Raw genomic sequence first — 16200 nt, forward strand, 5'->3', positions numbered from 1 at the left:
GGCAGTTTTTTTGTGCAGGATCAGTTGGTTTTCTACGTTGTCGACCCCGCATTCAGCAAACCTTCAGCTAGGCCTAAGCCTGGCATAATCTTCCCCTAAGTTTACTTTCAGCTTCCTTCTCTATACTTCAAATGGTAAGACAAACTATAACCCTGAAGGAGAGATTACGATGAATACGATAAGTAAAAAAGTATTAGTGGGCAGCATGGCGGCAGCGATTGCGCTGGGAGGAGCCGGATATCTGCAGAGCAAGACCTACGCCGCGGCAAGCACGGACACTTCCGCCTCGGTTACTGAAGAAGGGCAGACAGGCACATCTGATTCCGTAAAGAACTGGGAGGGTAAGCGGATGGATCATAAGGGAGTAGGTCCCCGCGGAGGCAACATCTTGAAAGAAACGGCTGAGCTGCTCGGACTGACCGAGGCCGAGATCCGAACGGCGCTTGAAGGCGGCAGTACATTTGCCGAGATTGCCGAAGGTAAAGGGATGACGAAAGCTGTATTGGTACAGAAGCTCACCGAGCTGGAGACCGCCAAGATTGAGGAACGTCTGAGCGAGGGCAGTATTACGGAAACCGAAGCAGCCGAGTGGAAGGAGGGGCTAAGCGCCCGTCTGGAGCAAATGGTGGCGAGCAGTGATCCCGGTTTTGGGATGAAAGGTCATGGCAGAGAGGGGCATGGCTTCGGGAAATTCGGTAATCCGGAGGAAATAGCCGCTCTGCTCGGTATAACGGAGGACGAGCTTAAGGCAGGCATGGAAGATGGTAAATCGTTGGTCGAGATGGCTGCCACCAAGGGAATTACAGAGGAGCAGCTGCTGCAAAAGCTGAAAGATCAAATGACCGAGCCCTTGAAGCAGTGGATTAACGAGAAGCATACGGACGCGGATAAATCGGGATCTGCTGCTAAAACTGATACCGAAGATGAAGCGGTATAACGATGTATCATTTGCTTGAAACAGGTGCGGTTACGCTAAGATAATGGATGCTGCCGCGCCGCCATTCATGATAGAGGTCGCCCGCTATCCTATGGGGCGAGTTTTCAGTCCTCCACCTTGTGTGGGGGACTTTTTGGTTTGGTCCTGAATTTTTTTCGAGCAATGTGTTGACCTTAACGTTACGTGAAGGTGTACAGTGGTGTTGTCAGGAGGTGAAACCATGGAATACACGGTGCAGAAGCTTGGGAAGTTGGCAGGAATCAGTACCCGGACGCTTCGGTATTACGATGAGATTGGCATTCTGAAGCCGGCCAGGATCAACTCGTCGGGATATCGGATTTATGGGCAGGAGGAGGTCGATCAATTGCAGCAGATCCTGTTTTACCGGGAGCTCGGGCTTCATCTGGACGGTATCAAAGAAATTCTGACCTCGCCATCCTTCAACAGATCCCGGGCGCTCCAGGAACACCATGCACAGCTTCTGGACAAAAGAAAGCAATTGGATATGCTGATTACCAATGTGGAGAACACGATCGCCTTCACGGAAGGGAGAATGACCATGAGTGACCAAGAGAAATTCGAAGGATTCAAACAGAGGTTGATTGAGGATAATGAGCAGAAATACGGTAAGGAAATTCGCGCGAAGTATGGCGAAGAGACTGTGAATAAATCGAATGCCAAGCTGAAAAATATGACGCAGGCACAGCATGATGAAGTGACGCGGCTCGCGGAGGATCTGTACGAGACGCTGGCCGAAGCGTTCAAGCAAGGCGATCCGGCCAGCGATCTGGCGCAGAAGGCAGCCGATCTTCACAAGCGGTGGCTCACTTATTATTGGAACGATTACAGCAAGGAAGCCCATGCCGGCCTTGCTCAGATGTATGTCGACGATGAGCGCTTTACGGCCCATTACGATGAGAAGCATCCCGGAACTGCGGAGTTCCTTCGGGATGCGATTCTGATCTATACGGGCGCAAAACCTCCGTCCATATAAGGCAAGCTGAAGAGAGTTGCCCTGCTCTGATTGCAAGTCCCTCTCACTGTTGTTAACACGCAGTAGAGAGGGACTTTTCTTATATGGAAGGCCAAGAAGAACCCGCGCTGTTCATCAAGCCCCTGATTTCCACAATTAACCTCTTGTATTTGAGGGGGAAGTAATGGTTAGATGAAAATTGGACTATTTTTCACAAACCTACACCATGGGTGATGACTTATATAGCGAGGGTAGAATATGGATCAAATTGTACAGTATGCCGTTAATATCTTTAATGATTTTCTCTGGTCTAAACTGCTCATCGTATTGCTGATTGCGGTTGGCCTGTATTTCACAGTGGGGACCAGGTTCCTGCAGTTTCGTTTGATCGGTGAAATGTTCCGGGTAATCCGCGAACCCAAAAGTAAAACAAAGGGCAGTATTTCGCCCTTTCAGGCATTTGCCATCAGTATGGCGGCGCGTGTCGGGACAGGGAATATTACGGGGGTTGCTCTGGCCATCTCCCTTGGCGGCCCCGGGGCAGTCTTCTGGATGTGGATTATTGCGATTATCGGGTCAGCCTCAAGCTTTATCGAGAGCACGCTGGCTCAGATTTATAAAGTAAAGGACGGAGCGGGCGGTTATCGTGGCGGCCCGGCCTATTATATGCAGCAAGGATTGAAGAAACGGTGGATGGGCGTGCTGTTTGCAATCCTGATCACGTTATCATTCGGCCTTGTCTTTAACGCGGTTCAATCCAATACCATTACGATTGCCTTCGAGAATTCATTTGGCGCGGATCGTTTAACCATTGGGATCATCATGGCGGTTATTTTTGCGGCGATCATCGTTGGCGGAGTGAAGCGGATTGCCAAAATGTCGGAGCTGATCGTTGTTGTATTGGCGGTGGTTTATGTCGGTGCGGCACTCTTTATCGTATTAGCCAACATTACCAAGCTGCCGGAAGTGTTAGTTCTTATTGTCAAAAGCGCGTTCGGTTACGAGCAAATCGCTGGCGGGACTATCGGTGCGGCGTTGCTGAACGGAATCAAAAGAGGCCTGTTCTCCAACGAAGCGGGAATGGGGAGTGCACCGAACGCCGCAGCAACCGCAACGACAAGCCATCCTGCGAAGCAAGGGCTGGTGCAGGCGCTTGGTGTGCTGATCGATACGCTGGTCATATGTACAAGCACGGCCTTCATTATTCTCTTCACCGGCGCGTACAAGCAGACCGGGCTTGACGGGATCGCGCTGACACAGGCTGCCTTGGGTATGGAGATGGGAGCGTGGGCGTCCGACTTCCTGGCGATTATGATCTTCTTGTTTGCGTTCAGTACGCTGATCGGCAATTATTACTACGGGGAGACCAACATCGAATTTTTGAAGTCGAATCGGGCTTGGGTTTGGATCTATCGGGTAGCCGTGCTGGCTATGGTCATTTTTGGTTCGGTTACAAGCGTGAAGCTGGTGTGGGATCTGGCGGATTTATTTATGGGATTGATGGTCATTGTAAACCTTGTGGCGATCACACTCCTTTCCCGGAAGGCCTTCGCTGCGCTTAAGGACTACTTGAAGCAGAAGCGGGCAGGTCTGGATCCTGTCTTCACCAAGGACAGCATTCCAGGGCTCCATGATGTGGAGTGCTGGGATGGACAGAACACCTCGTCCTCTGAAGCGCAATAATAGATGAATGAATGTGGAATCGTCATGGCAGCAGCATTTGTTGCGGCTGTGACGATTTTTTTATTTTTACCTGTAACATTTGCGCGTTAGAACCGTTGTCTAGGTGAGAAGGGGAGGCGTAGAAGTATGCGCAATGATGAGGATCAGGAGAAGCAAGTGCTCCGGAACGGGGATTTCGAGGATGAACAGCCCGAGTGGAGCGAGAAGAAGTTTAACCGGATGGTGTGGCGGACGCGCGTGAGGCTGTTGTCGAATGCGGTGGGAGCGCTGCTGCTGTTCTATCTTTTGTACGTGCTGTATTTGTCGCTCAGTCAGATATTTTTTGATACCCCGGAGAGGAATGATAGGTTTATCCGGTCTGTTATCACGGCGGTAGAGCTGCATGGAAACGGCGTTAAGGTGGAGAAAACGGGTCTTCCGAATGTTGAGGTTACGCCCCTCCTGACCCAGAACGCAAAGCTGAAGTTATATAGAGATATCGGGGGATGGCAAGTCATTACCGGTGAGGTTCGAGCTGAGCAGCCATTGTTTGGCGAGTTGACGTATTCCGTTGAAGATACCGGGGCTTATCTGAATAGTGACAGTGATATGCAAGGGGCGTTTATTCTGCCTGCATCGATTATGTCTGAACAAACGACGCTGCCTGATCAACAGCGCAAGGAGGAGGGGATCGAGCAATTAGGCAGAATGGATGACGGAAATGTAGCGGATATGTCATTTTCAACGATGACTTTAATGCAGCCCGAGCAGCTGCTGAAACTTCTGGAAGGTTATGACCTGGCCGTGACGGGAATGCCCGTATATGCGGGAGAGCTTAAGGAATTCGAGGTTGGTCGAACCGTTGCCGGTGGCAAAGACTATTATGTTCCGCACCTTACCCTACGGCCCCTGTACGCGTTCGAGGAGGACAATCGACTGTCTATGTGGGGGCTCTATTTTACAGCTGAGGATGTAGGCAAGATGTCGGAGCATACTGCGAATATGATCTCCGACCTCAAATGGTTGACCGAGAGCATTCAATACAACGGTGTGGACATAGACAAACAGCGGCTGGCATATTTGAAGAAACATGGGGTTCAGGTTTACGGCGCTACCGTGACGGGACCTGTGCGGGAGCTGGAGAAGCTGAAGGAGCAGCCGCAATTCCGGGAAACCGCTTGGGCCGCATCGAGGTTTGGAATTGGGATTAGGTTTGAAAACGATAAAGAGGAGGCCTTCATGGAGGGCCTCCTCTTTTTGTTTATGTAGATACGTGATACAGCCAAGATGACGAAGAATCTTGCACAGGTCTTACATTACGTTAAATATTTATCCCGGAGAATATTCAGGTGGTGAAGCTCATGACCTGCAATGACGTAAGCGGCAGCGCGGGCGGAGAGGGGGTAATTGTTGAACGTGCCCTCGCGCAGCTTCGCTTCCTCCGTCAAACTTCCTACGAGCGTAATGCTGGACTGCCTGACAGCGGCGTAATCTTTAAGGGCTTCTCTCAACGGAAGACTGCCGAAGGGAGAATTCCGGACAAAAATTTCGCGGTCATAACCCGAGAATTCACGGGCATCCCCCCGCGCAATGTAGAGTATGCGGTAGTTCCACAAGCGCTCAACATCGGCGATGTGCCCAACCACCTGTTTTAAGCTCCATTTGCCTTCTGCATACTTGTAATTGGCTTGTTCTTCCGTCAGATCGCTGAGAGATTTTAACGTTTCATCATGCTGCTGCTGCAAAATCTCCGTGATGCTGCCCTCGGGGACCAGAGAGACGTACGGTTCAGCGAGGGGCAAATACTCATGAGAATCAGGCCTTGTATTCATAACAAGTTCCTCCAGATCAATTAATAAGAGCTCACGTTAAAAAACTATGCAGACAGGTTCAAATGAATGAATGAAAAGGTCAGGTTGCTTGCGCCCAGATCAGGTGGATAATGCCGTTCCAGTAGCGTTCTGTCTTAACGACCTTCAGCGCCGAGGCATCCACGATCTCGATCATATCCCGATTATAATGACAGCCGGATATCCGCCGTGCCGCCGGATTGAGCAGATGCTGCGCATAGCCGAGCAGCCGGTTCGTGCTCATGCCATGCTCCAGCAGGTAAATGCGGCCGCCGGGTTTCGCCCAGCGGTTGATTTGATTGAGTGCTTTGACCGGATCTTTATAACCGCACAATGAAAGGGTAGAGACCACGCAGTCAAAAGACCGTTCCGGAAGCTCCAGCATCTCGATGTCCTGCTCCTGGAAAGTCGCCTGGATGCCAAGTTCAGAGGTCATCTGCCGTGCCCGGCTTAACATCTCGGGACTGAAATCGACTGCCGTTACGTCCACCTTGCTTCTATTATAAAAGGGGAAGTTGGCACCGGCGCCAACAGCGACTTCAAGCACATGTCCCTCGACATCCTGAAGAAGCCGTTGTCTCCATTCACCGAGGCTGCGCTGTCTTGTATTCCTCTCATATCGAGCAGCCTGCTTGTTGAACTTCCGGATGAGGGAATTCTTATTCACGCGGGATTCTCCGGGCCACGCCGGTTTTGACGGCGGCTTTTACGACAAGATCACGTATGGCTTTTACAACGTTCTGGTTGAAGACACTAGGAATGATATAGGATGGGTTGCGTTCCTCGTCCGATACGGCCGATGCAATGGCTTCGGCAGCTGCCAGCTTCATTTCCTCATTAATCGTGGTCGCTCTGCAGTCAAGAGCAGCACGGAAAATACCCGGGAAGCAGAGGACATTATTAATTTGGTTCGGATAATCCGAACGCCCGGTTGCGATCACCCCGACGATATCTTCCACCTCTTCGGGTCTGATCTCCGGCGTAGGGTTTGCCATTGCAAACACAATCGGATTCTCGGCCATGGCTTGTACGTCCTCGCGGCGCAGCAGACCGCCGGCAGAGAGTCCAATGAACACGTCGGCGCCTTGAATCACCTCGCGTAAAGTACCTTCAACCTTATTCGGATTCGTATGCTCGGCATACCATTGCCACATCTTATTGCCGTATTCCTTCCCTGCAACCAGGGCGCCTTCGCGGTCGACACCGATGATGTCCTTAACGCCGGCCGACATCAGGATTTTACTGCATGCTATACCAGCCGCGCCGATGCCGCACACCACCACTCTGACGTTATCAATCGATTTGCCGACAATTTTCAGGGAATTGATGAGTGCGGCATAAAGAACGACTGCTGTACCGTGCTGATCATCGTGGAATACCGGAATATCCAGCTCATCGCGCAGTCTTTGCTCAATCTCGAAGCAGCGAGGGGAGGAGATGTCCTCCAGATTAATGCCGCCAAAAGCCGGAGCCAAAGCTTTGATGCAAGCGATGATCTCTTCCGTATCCTGAGTATCCAGACAGATGGGGAAGGAGTCTACGCCGGCAAACTGCTTGAATAGCATGGATTTCCCTTCCATGACGGGCATGGCCGCATAAGGGCCGATATTTCCCAAACCGAGTACTGCGCTGCCGTCCGAAATAACAGCCACCGTATTTCTTTTAATCGTCAGTGTGAAGGCTTTTTTCGGGTCCTCCTGAATGGCTGTACACACCCGTGCAACATCTGGTGTATAGACACGGGATAGATCATCCCGGTTTTGAATCGGAATTTTGGGCTGGGTCTCGATTTTGCCGCCGAGATGAAGCAGGAATGTACGGTCTGAAACGTTGACGAGACGAACCCCTTTTAATTCCTTCACGCTATTTGTGATCTTGCCGATATCAACGCTGTCCGTTACCGTAATGGTAATATCCCGCACGGTGATGTTGCCGCTCGCCTGAATGACGTCGATAGCGACCATGTCTCCTCCAGCTTCGAATATCGCGGATGCGACCTGACCGAATTTAATCTCTTGAGTATTCATTTCCAGCCTGAGGATGATGCTTTTTCCGCCGAGTCCGTTGTTTTCCATTGCTACCTCCAAATGTTTGATCATTTTTGTAATGCCAAGGTATGTAATTGTGCAGAATGTTAACGTTATCATAGTTCGCTGAGCAGGGGGCGATTTCCTGTTTAGCAACCAAGAAACCGTGATATAGATAAGAAGAATTTATTGGAAAAAGACGATCGCACAAAGTATAATCGGAAGCATCATAATATGAAGGGGAGATCTGCTGTGAATGCCCGAATCGAAGAGCTTGAGAAGCGTTTAACCACCCAGCACCATAAAGACCTGTTTCTTCAGATGAAACATACACTGAAGGCAGTCGATGATTTGGCCGAACAGCACCGGGTCTACCAGGCCGTTCAGGCACTTAGTGGTACGCGTATCGTAGGAACGGAGGAAAATGTGTATTTTGACACGTTGAATCAGGTCAAGGAACAGATTGTGCATACCCTGGAGCTTACCATTGAGGATTTGGAGCACAAAGGCGATAAACATTACAAGAAGCACTTTAAGGACGGAGTCGAATAATGCCGTTCCGTTCTGCCCGGCAGTACGAATGGACTGAATGTTTGGAACGAAAGCATGAATCCTTATGGGAGGCATGCTTTTTTTGTGATCTTTTTCAGCAAAAAATGCGCTTTTTCATTACATAACAAGTTACATATTTATCCAATTTCATTGATGTGTGTAATAAATCGTTGATTAGTATTATGGGATACCGATTCCATATGCTTTAAAATAATTATAGCACTGGTAAAGCTTGGACATTCGCTTTTTGATTATATCTCCAAGTTCAGTCCATTCAGATCGCAACACTTGTCTAAATGAAGGGAGGTGGGAAGCGCAGCCCGGAGGTTGTGGAAACGCTTTAATTATAAATTCAACATTAAGAGGAGGAAATATTGTATGACTTTAAGTTTGCCGAACAAAGCTTGGCTCAAAAATCTGATTATTGCTGGTTCCACGATGTTATTGATGGCTTTATTCATGGTTTTATTTGCAGATAAGGCTTTTGCCCACGGGTATGTCGATTCTCCGGGAAGCCGCGCCATTCTGTGTAAGCAGGGGCAAAACACCGATTGCGGGGCAATCGTGTATGAGCCGCAAAGTTTGGAAGCCCCTAAGGGCTGGCCAAACGCTGGTCCTGCTGATGGCAAAATCGCCAGTGCAGGCGGTGTGTTCCCTAAACTTGATGAGCAATCTGCAACACGCTGGAGCAAAGTAAGCATTACCCCGGGAACCAAAACGTTCCAATGGCATTTGACAGCCAACCATGCGACGGCAAGCTGGAAATACTACATCACGAAAGACGGCTGGAATCAAAATGCTCCACTGAGCAGAGCTTCCTTTGATCTGACGCCTTTCTGCTCCATTGACTACGGCGGTGCTAAACCTCCAACAAACTATGCTTCCACTTGTAACGTCCCTGCTAAATCCGGATACCATGTAATCCTGGCTGTATGGGAAGTAGCTGATACACCTAATGCTTTTTATAACGCGATCGATGTTGACTTCGGTGGCGGCGGTGGAACTCCGAATCCAGGCGTACCGGCACCGACGGGACTGACTTCCCCATCCCAAACAAGCAGTAGTGTTTCCTTGGCCTGGACAGCTTCCACAGGGGCTTCCAGCTATGAAATCTACCGTAACGGAACACTTGTGGGTACATCCACTACAACGTCTTACAACAATACAGGTTTAACTGCAGGCACGTCTTATACGTATACTGTGGTAGCTGTTAACAGCTCAGGCAGCAAATCCACCGCATCGGCGCCGCTTACGGTGTCAACGTCCGGAGGCTCTACGGCCTACCCGGCTTGGAGTGCAACAGCCGTTTATGTCGGCGGCAATAAAGTCAGCCACAATGGCGTGAACTATGAAGCGAAATGGTGGACACAAGGTGAAACTCCTGGATCTGCCGAAGTATGGAAGGTAATTCCTTAACCAACAGTACGAGAGGATCCGGCGTCCTATGACTGCCGGATCTTTTTTATGCAATGGCAGAAACGGCCAAACTTTACTTTTGTTATGAGAATGCTATGATATGAAGGTAAGAAGGCGGCATTTTGTTAGAACGAGAGGAGAATCATGTTAAAGACGGATTATGTAGATGTACTGACCGTAATATCCACGAAATTATATGATTCTGCAGCTAGAGTGATCCAGACTTCCAGCCGATTAATGCAGGCCAATACCTTCTGCATTGCACTGAACGACCGGCATACAACAACCGTTTTGAAATCGTTTAACCGGGAAACGATTATGCTTGAGGAAGGCTTGATCGTAGCGAATGAAGATTCCTATTGTCATCTTGTTATTGAGAAATCGGAAGGACCGCTCGTGATACCGAATAATTTGACGCATGCGTTGACCAAGGACATGGATGCCACGCGGTTTGTTGGCGGATGCTCGTTTATGGGCGTTCCGATCGTTACAAGCTCGGGCGAGATTTATGGCTCTTTGTGTGCTTTCGATCATAACTTTTACGAGTACAGCCAAGAGGATATCGATTTGCTGCTGTCACTCTCGGCATTCTTTGGAGATATGCTTGAATTGGAGTCCACCATCGGTGAATTGAAGAAGATGGAAGATGAGAACGACCGAATTTTGCAAGAGAAGTCAGAGCTGCTGGCCGTGATGAGTCATGAAATCCGCACTCCGATGAACGGGATTATGGGGATGTCGGCATTGCTGCAGTTGACCTCGCTTGATGAGGAGCAGAGGGAATACGTGGAGCTGATTGAGCAGAGCAGTGAATCGCTTCTCTCCATGATCGAACATATCCTGGAGTATTCCAAGGTTGAGAATACCAAGATGGAGCTGGTTATGGAGCCGTTTTACCTCCGTCCGCTGATGAAGCAGGTGACCTGTTTGTTTATGAATGACGTGCAGCGTAAGGGGATCCGACTCCACGTCGTTATTGGCGATGAAGTGCCTGAGAAGGTGACAGCAGACGCCAATAAGATTAGGCAGGTGCTCATCAATTTGATCTCCAACGCCATCAAGTTCACAAGTGAAGGAGAGGTATCGGTCGTTGTTGGAATCTCTCCAGAAACGCAAGCCATCAAGATATCCGTTCGAGATACGGGAATTGGCATTCCGGCTGACCGGAGACATCGCTTGTTCAAGTCCTTCTCTCAAGCCCACCATGCTGAAGTGACCAGGGAATACACCGGAACGGGTCTTGGCCTGTCGATCTGCAAACAGCTGGCGGAGCTAATGAATGGTCGAATCTGGCTGGAGGAGACTTCTGGCGAAGGAGCATGTTTTACCTTTACAATCCCTTTAATAGGCATGATGGAACCGGTAAATACATGATTCATAATAATAAAATAGGAAAGCTGCTGGCTGGCAGCAGCTTAATCAGGGCACCCATACGGGTGCTTTTTTGTGTTTTTCACAGGTAAACCAGAAGGAAACCATCCTTAAGCCCGGTATACCGTGATGCCCCGTTCTTGAAACGGCTTAATATCCGAGTCGGATGCCGAAGCGCCGGTTACAAGGGTGTGGATAGCGCTGTTGGGTGCAACGGTGTGCAGGGACAGCTTGCCAATCTTGCTGTGGTCCGTGACAACAACGATTTCACCGGCAGCCTGAATCATGCTCTGCTTGGCCGGGACGAGCAGTGCCTCCGGGTGCATTAAGCCATACTGCGGATGCAGGGCAGGGGTCCCGATGAACGCTTTTTCCACATGCAGTGATTTCAGCACATGATCGGTGAACATGCCATTCAGCATATAGCTGGACGGGTAGAGTTCCCCGCCGGTCAGAATAACCTTGATGCCTGGAGCATCGCGAAGTTCGACAGCCACGTTCATGTCGTTGGTAATGACGGTAATGTCGGAGCGGTGTACCAGATGTGTAGCAATATGAAGGGTGGTTGTCCCCGAATCAATGATGATATTTTCTCCGTCCTCCACTAGTGATGCCGCGAGCTGGCCAATCCGAATCTTCTCATCCCGGTGAAAGTTGGTTCGTTCATTAAATGATGGCTCGTTATGCGTCCATTGCTCCATGATGACGCCGCCGTGCGTACGCTTTAAAGCGCCTTCCTGTTCAATCTCCGCCAGATCCCGGCGGATGGTGGCCGTATGAACGCCGAATTCCGATGCCAGTGCAGCAACCGTTGCCGTACGGTATTGTCTTACATAATCAATGATTCTTTTCTTTCGTTCATGTGCCAGCAATCGATGATATCTCCCTTCCTATTAGGACCATGAGTTCATTAGATGCGTTTGTACATACAATGCGCACTTTTGCTCTTTTATGCTTATGGATTCCATGTCTCTACAGTTTACCCTCACTATGTTAACGCCATGTTAAATCCCTTGGTGCCATGCGAATTTACAAAATCCGTACGAAGGCCTAACACTCCCCTAATACTGCAGATCTACAATCAAACTAAATAAAAATGAACAAAAATGATCATTACATGTGCATTTAATGCGTATTTATTATCGAGAGCATGTAAAGGTTTTCATTTTAATGATTTCTGTTCATTATTTGCTTGTCATGATAGCATCATTACATTTTCGTGAGGGGGACCGCTCTTGGCATCTATTGAATTTGTGAAAGTAAGCAAGTGGTTTGATCGTCAACCCGTCATTCAGAATTTGGATCTAACGATTGAGGATGGAAAATTCACCGTATTGGTAGGTCCGTCAGGGTGCGGAAAAACCACGCTCCTGCGGATGATTGCGGGCATTGATCCTCAAACCTCCGGTTCCGTTCTCATTAATGGTCAGGACGTTACACGGATTGCACCGGGTAAACGTGGCGTGGCCATGGTATTTCAGAACTATGCGATCTATCCGACCATGTCGGTCCGCGAGAATATCGAGTTCGGTCTTGTGAACAACAAGGTTCCCAAAGCGGAGCGGACACGTCTGGTAGAGACCATTGGAGAAACCGTCGGATTGAACGATTACCTGGACCGCAGGCCATCCACCTTGTCCGGCGGACAGCGGCAGCGGGTGGCGTTAGCCCGGGCGATGGTCAAGAACCCGTTGGTATTCCTAATGGATGAACCGCTGTCTAATCTGGATGCAAAACTGCGGGTTCAGATGCGGATTGAACTGATTGAGCTGCACAAGAAGCTCGGAACGACCTTTGTGTATGTGACCCATGATCAGGTAGAGGCGATGTCGATGGCCGATACCATCGTGCTTATGAACCAAGGCGTCATTCAGCAGGAGGCGCCGCCGGAGGTAGTATACCGCAAGCCCAGCAATCGGTTTGCTGCACAGTTTATCGGGGTTCCCCCGATGAACATTGCGCCGCTTGGCAACGATAACACAACATTCGGTTTCCGTCCGGAGAGTGTCGTGGTGGGTACAGAGCCCGGCTCGTTTCATTATACGGCCAAGGGTGAGATCATCACGCGTGAAATGCTGGGCGCCGAGACCATTTATCAGGTGAAAACGACGGAGGGTCAGGCATTCATGGTGAAGTGCCTGGAAGATGAGTTCCATGTCGATCAGGAGGTTTATCTCGGCGTGCCAGCCGATAAATTGTTTTTTTTCGGTGCGGACGAGAAGCGGGTCGAGGAGCAGGATGCTCGTTACCGGGAGTTCATGGAGCGGCTGAGAGGGCTGGCGCATGGATAAGAAGCGAATATGGGAGGGGCTCAGGCCTTACGTGCTGATCGCACCGGCCATGGCGGGCATTATGCTGTTCGTGATGTATCCGGTAGGGTACCTGATTTACTTAAGTTTGTTCAAATACAATCTGATGAACAAAGACAAGAGCAAGTTTGTCGGGTGGGATAATTTCACGCAGATTCTGGGCCGCGGCGATTTTTACAGGGCGCTCTGGAACACGACCATCTATACGGCCGGCGTTGTTGTATTGACCATGCTGTTGTCTCTGCTGATTGCGGTATGGCTTAACAAAAAAAGCCGTTTCAACTCCGTCGTTCAGGCCGGGATTTTCACGCCTCATGTCGTATCCATCGTATCGATCTCGCTGGTGTGGCTGTGGCTGATGGAGCCGAATCAAGGTCTGCTTAATTATGTGTTTAAGCTGGTCGGGCTCCCGTCGTCTGCATGGCTGCAAAGCTCCAAGACAGCATTAATATCGATCATTATCGTATCGGTCTGGCAGGCCATCGGCTACTACACGCTGATTATCGTAGCGGCCTTGCAGAGCATTTCGCCGAGTATTTATGAAGCGGCTGCGCTGGATAATGCCAGTAAGTTCAAGGTGTTTTATAAAATCACACTGCCGATGATTTCGCCACAGCTGTTTTTTATCCTGATCATCATGACGATTGGTTCCTTCAAGGTATTTGATACGGTTCAGGTGATGACAGGCGGTGGACCGAACAATGCAACAACCACGCTTGTGTACTACATATACGGCTTCCGAACGACCAATATCGGGTACTCGGCAGCAACCGGCGTTGTGCTCATGGCGATTATCGGTCTGCTGACGTTCATCTATTTCCGGCTGCTGTCCAAGAAGGTTCACTATCAATAAAGGGCGCGTCCATGCAGAAAGGAGGCACAGTTTGAAGACCTTTGAATTAAAAACCGTATGGATCCTGCTCGGCTATGTACTGAAGGCTGCGGTTCTCATGATTTTTATCTTCCCGTTTCTGTGGATGATCTCCACCTCGCTCCAGACATTCCGGGAGACGATGACGTTTCCGCCGACCTGGATTCCGGCTTCGCCGCAATGGGGCAATTTCATGGAGGCCATGAATGCCGGTCCTTTCCTGACCTATTTTAAGAACTCCGTTGTGGTTACGGGTTCCATCATCGTTCTGCAGTTCCTGATCATGATTCCGGCTGCATATGCCTTTGCCAAATACAAATTCCCTGGCAAAACCCTGCTGTTTGGCATGATTCTGCTGGCGTTCATGATTCCGGGACAGGTTACGTTCATTCCGGTGTATCTGATGATGGCGGACTGGGGCCTGGTAAAAACCTTGCTGCCGCAGATCATACCGTTCATCTCGAATGCCTTTGGCATCTTCCTGCTGCGGCAATATTTCATGCAGATCCCGGAAGAGATTATCGAAGCAGCCCGTCTTGACAACGCCAATGAATTCAAAATTATGCGGAAAATTATGATCCCCATGTCGAAGCCGGCACTTGCTACCATTGCGCTGTTCAGTTTTGTCAGTCACTGGAATGATTATTTCTGGCCGCTCGTCATGACGGATTCGGCTGCTGTCCGGCCGTTGACCTTGGGCATTGCCATGCTCCGGGAGACGGAGGGCATCAGCAACTGGCATATCATTATGGCCGGAAACGTCATTCTGGTGGTGCCTATCCTGCTTGTGTATTTGTTTTGCTCGAAGCATATCGTGAAGGCATTTGTTTATTCAGGCATTAAATAATTACAGGAAATGACAGGTTTATACAAATCATAATCGAATAATTAAATGGAGGAATGAATCGAATGAAATCCAAATGGTATTCACTGCTATCCGTCATCCTGCTGTTCAGTTTGCTTGCCGCGTGTAGTGGAGGAGGTTCCGGGGAGACTGGCGAAGCGCCGGGAGGCGGGGGCACCGAAGCTCCGTCCGGTGATAAGGGGAAGACCACGGTTCAGTTCTGGCACTCGCTCGGAGGCAAGAACGGGGAGTACATGGACGCGCTTATTCAGCGCTTCAATGCATCCCATGAAGATATTGAAGTTGTCGGCACGTTCCAGGGAAGTTATGACGAGACGGTTACCAAGCTCCAGCAGGCGATTGCCTCCGGTACCGGTCCCGATGTCAGCATGCTGGAGCGCGCCTACGTTCAGATGTTCGCCGATTCGGAGGTGCTGGAGGATCTGACGCCTTATCTTGAAGGCTCCGGCATCAGTGTCGATGATTTCACGCCGGGGCTGATGGGGCACTCCACCTTCAATGATCAATTGGTGTCACTGCCGCTTAACCGTTCCACCCCGATTTTGCATGTGAATAAAACGCTGCTGGATGAGCTGGGGCTGCAAATTCCGACCACGTGGGAGGAGATGAAGGAAGTCGCAAATGCGCTGGTTGTCAAAGAAGGCAGCGAGTATAAACGTTACGGAGTTACGATGCCTTATGACACCTGGTATCCCATTGCCATGATCTCGCAGGCGGGCGGCACCTTTTTCAATGATGACCATTCGTCGATAGGATTCGGCGATAACGGAGCCGGCACCAAAATGTTTGCATACCTTAAAGACCTGCAAAGCACGGGCGCACTGTATTATCCGCCGGCACAGGATTCCGGCAACATTGTGAACAGCATGTTTGTGGAAGGCAAGGTCGGCATGATGTATCAATCCACGGGGTCGATCGGCGGGCTGTCCAGCACGGTGGATTTTGATTACGTGACGGCATTCCTGCCGAAGGACGAAGTGTACGCGAATCCGACCGGGGGCGCGAATGTGACAATGCTCTCTTCTTCCAAGAACAAGGAAGCGGCGTGGGAGTTCATCCGGTGGATGGAGATGGAGGAGGAAGGCGGTCTGGAATTTATTTTGCAATCGGGATACCTGCCCTTCACGAAGAAGATGGTGGAGTCGGAGAAGATGCAAGCGCTGTGGGCCAAAGAACCGAATCGCAAAGTCGCCTATGATCAGCTGGAATTTGCCGTAGATACCAATAAGGATGTGGCATGGCCAGAAATTATGCATGAGTTCTTCTCGGCTATTGAAGCGATTATGTACGACAGCAAGGATATTCCGGCTACGCTGGATACCTTCAAGAAAGAGACGGAGCGGATTCTCGCCCAATAACAATCGGTA

General features: G+C 50.0%; 15 protein-coding genes. 11 read left to right on the forward strand and 4 right to left on the reverse strand.

Annotation, left to right across the window (positions count from 1 at the left end; translation table 11 throughout):
* Positions 1 to 169 precede the first annotated feature (169 nt).
* The 4 genes from PGL02S_RS13950 to PGL02S_RS13965 all read left to right on the forward strand — a co-directional run bounded on the left by PGL02S_RS13950 (position 170) and on the right by PGL02S_RS13965 (position 4841).
* Complete coding sequence (locus PGL02S_RS13950; RefSeq protein WP_036638655.1) at positions 170 to 937, forward strand: hypothetical protein; 768 nt, start codon at positions 170 to 172, stop codon at positions 935 to 937.
* Positions 938 to 1157: 220 nt separating this feature from the next.
* On the forward strand, positions 1158 to 1931 hold the full coding sequence (locus tag PGL02S_RS13955; RefSeq protein ID WP_036638657.1) for a MerR family transcriptional regulator: 774 nt from the start codon (positions 1158 to 1160) through the stop codon (positions 1929 to 1931).
* Between the two features lie 237 nt (positions 1932 to 2168).
* Complete coding sequence (locus PGL02S_RS13960) at positions 2169 to 3593, forward strand: alanine/glycine:cation symporter family protein (protein ID WP_036638659.1); 1425 nt, start codon at positions 2169 to 2171, stop codon at positions 3591 to 3593.
* 126 nt (positions 3594 to 3719) lie between these two features.
* Entirely contained in the window at positions 3720 to 4841 is a 1122-nt protein-coding gene (locus PGL02S_RS13965; protein WP_235187330.1) for an anti sigma factor C-terminal domain-containing protein, read from the forward strand.
* 47 nt (positions 4842 to 4888) lie between these two features.
* On the opposite strand, the gene PGL02S_RS13970 is transcribed toward PGL02S_RS13965, so the two are convergent.
* The 3 genes from PGL02S_RS13970 to PGL02S_RS13980 all read right to left on the reverse strand — a co-directional run bounded on the left by PGL02S_RS13970 (position 4889) and on the right by PGL02S_RS13980 (position 7497).
* The gene (locus PGL02S_RS13970; protein WP_036638661.1) at positions 4889 to 5404 is read right to left on the reverse strand and encodes a DinB family protein; all 516 of its coding nucleotides are present in this window, start codon (positions 5402 to 5404) and stop codon (positions 4889 to 4891) included.
* Positions 5405 to 5483: 79 nt separating this feature from the next.
* Positions 5484 to 6089: a class I SAM-dependent methyltransferase gene (locus PGL02S_RS13975; RefSeq protein WP_036638663.1), complete on the reverse strand. Its 606-nt coding sequence runs from the start codon at positions 6087 to 6089 to the stop codon at positions 5484 to 5486.
* Complete coding sequence (locus tag PGL02S_RS13980) at positions 6082 to 7497, reverse strand: NAD-dependent malic enzyme (RefSeq protein ID WP_006208122.1); 1416 nt, start codon at positions 7495 to 7497, stop codon at positions 6082 to 6084. The genes PGL02S_RS13975 and PGL02S_RS13980 overlap by 8 nt, the downstream gene beginning before the upstream one ends.
* Positions 7498 to 7701: 204 nt before the next feature.
* Between PGL02S_RS13980 and PGL02S_RS13985 the strand changes: the two genes are divergently transcribed.
* From PGL02S_RS13985 to PGL02S_RS13995, 3 genes are all read left to right on the forward strand, one after another.
* Positions 7702 to 8001 (forward strand): hypothetical protein, encoded by a 300-nt coding sequence (locus PGL02S_RS13985; RefSeq protein WP_036638865.1) that lies wholly within the window; start codon positions 7702 to 7704, stop codon positions 7999 to 8001.
* A 378-nt stretch (positions 8002 to 8379) separates the two neighbouring features.
* On the forward strand, positions 8380 to 9417 hold the full coding sequence (locus tag PGL02S_RS13990; protein WP_036638665.1) for a lytic polysaccharide monooxygenase: 1038 nt from the start codon (positions 8380 to 8382) through the stop codon (positions 9415 to 9417).
* A 144-nt stretch (positions 9418 to 9561) separates the two neighbouring features.
* Positions 9562 to 10791 carry a sensor histidine kinase gene (locus tag PGL02S_RS13995; RefSeq protein ID WP_036638667.1) on the forward strand — a complete coding sequence of 410 codons (1230 nt, stop codon included), beginning with the start codon at positions 9562 to 9564 and terminating at the stop codon, positions 10789 to 10791.
* 107 nt (positions 10792 to 10898) lie between these two features.
* On the opposite strand, the gene PGL02S_RS14000 is transcribed toward PGL02S_RS13995, so the two are convergent.
* The gene (locus PGL02S_RS14000) at positions 10899 to 11660 is read right to left on the reverse strand and encodes a DeoR/GlpR family DNA-binding transcription regulator (protein ID WP_036638670.1); all 762 of its coding nucleotides are present in this window, start codon (positions 11658 to 11660) and stop codon (positions 10899 to 10901) included.
* A gap of 363 nt (positions 11661 to 12023) precedes the next feature.
* Here PGL02S_RS14000 and PGL02S_RS14005 point away from each other — a divergent pair, with 363 nt between their 5' ends.
* From PGL02S_RS14005 to PGL02S_RS14020, 4 genes are all read left to right on the forward strand, one after another.
* Entirely contained in the window at positions 12024 to 13079 is a 1056-nt protein-coding gene (locus PGL02S_RS14005) for an ABC transporter ATP-binding protein (protein ID WP_036638673.1), read from the forward strand.
* The gene (locus PGL02S_RS14010) at positions 13072 to 13950 is read left to right on the forward strand and encodes a carbohydrate ABC transporter permease (RefSeq protein WP_036638675.1); all 879 of its coding nucleotides are present in this window, start codon (positions 13072 to 13074) and stop codon (positions 13948 to 13950) included. Before PGL02S_RS14005 ends, PGL02S_RS14010 begins: the two co-directional genes overlap by 8 nt.
* A gap of 31 nt (positions 13951 to 13981) precedes the next feature.
* Positions 13982 to 14815, forward strand: a complete 834-nt coding sequence (locus PGL02S_RS14015; RefSeq protein WP_006208129.1) for a carbohydrate ABC transporter permease — start codon at positions 13982 to 13984, stop codon at positions 14813 to 14815.
* A 62-nt stretch (positions 14816 to 14877) separates the two neighbouring features.
* Entirely contained in the window at positions 14878 to 16191 is a 1314-nt protein-coding gene (locus PGL02S_RS14020; RefSeq protein ID WP_036638676.1) for an ABC transporter substrate-binding protein, read from the forward strand.
* Positions 16192 to 16200 lie beyond the last annotated feature (9 nt).

The organism is Paenibacillus glucanolyticus NBRC 15330 (genome assembly GCF_004000885.1).
GTDB classification, from domain to species: domain Bacteria; phylum Bacillota; class Bacilli; order Paenibacillales; family Paenibacillaceae; genus Paenibacillus_AQ; species Paenibacillus_AQ glucanolyticus.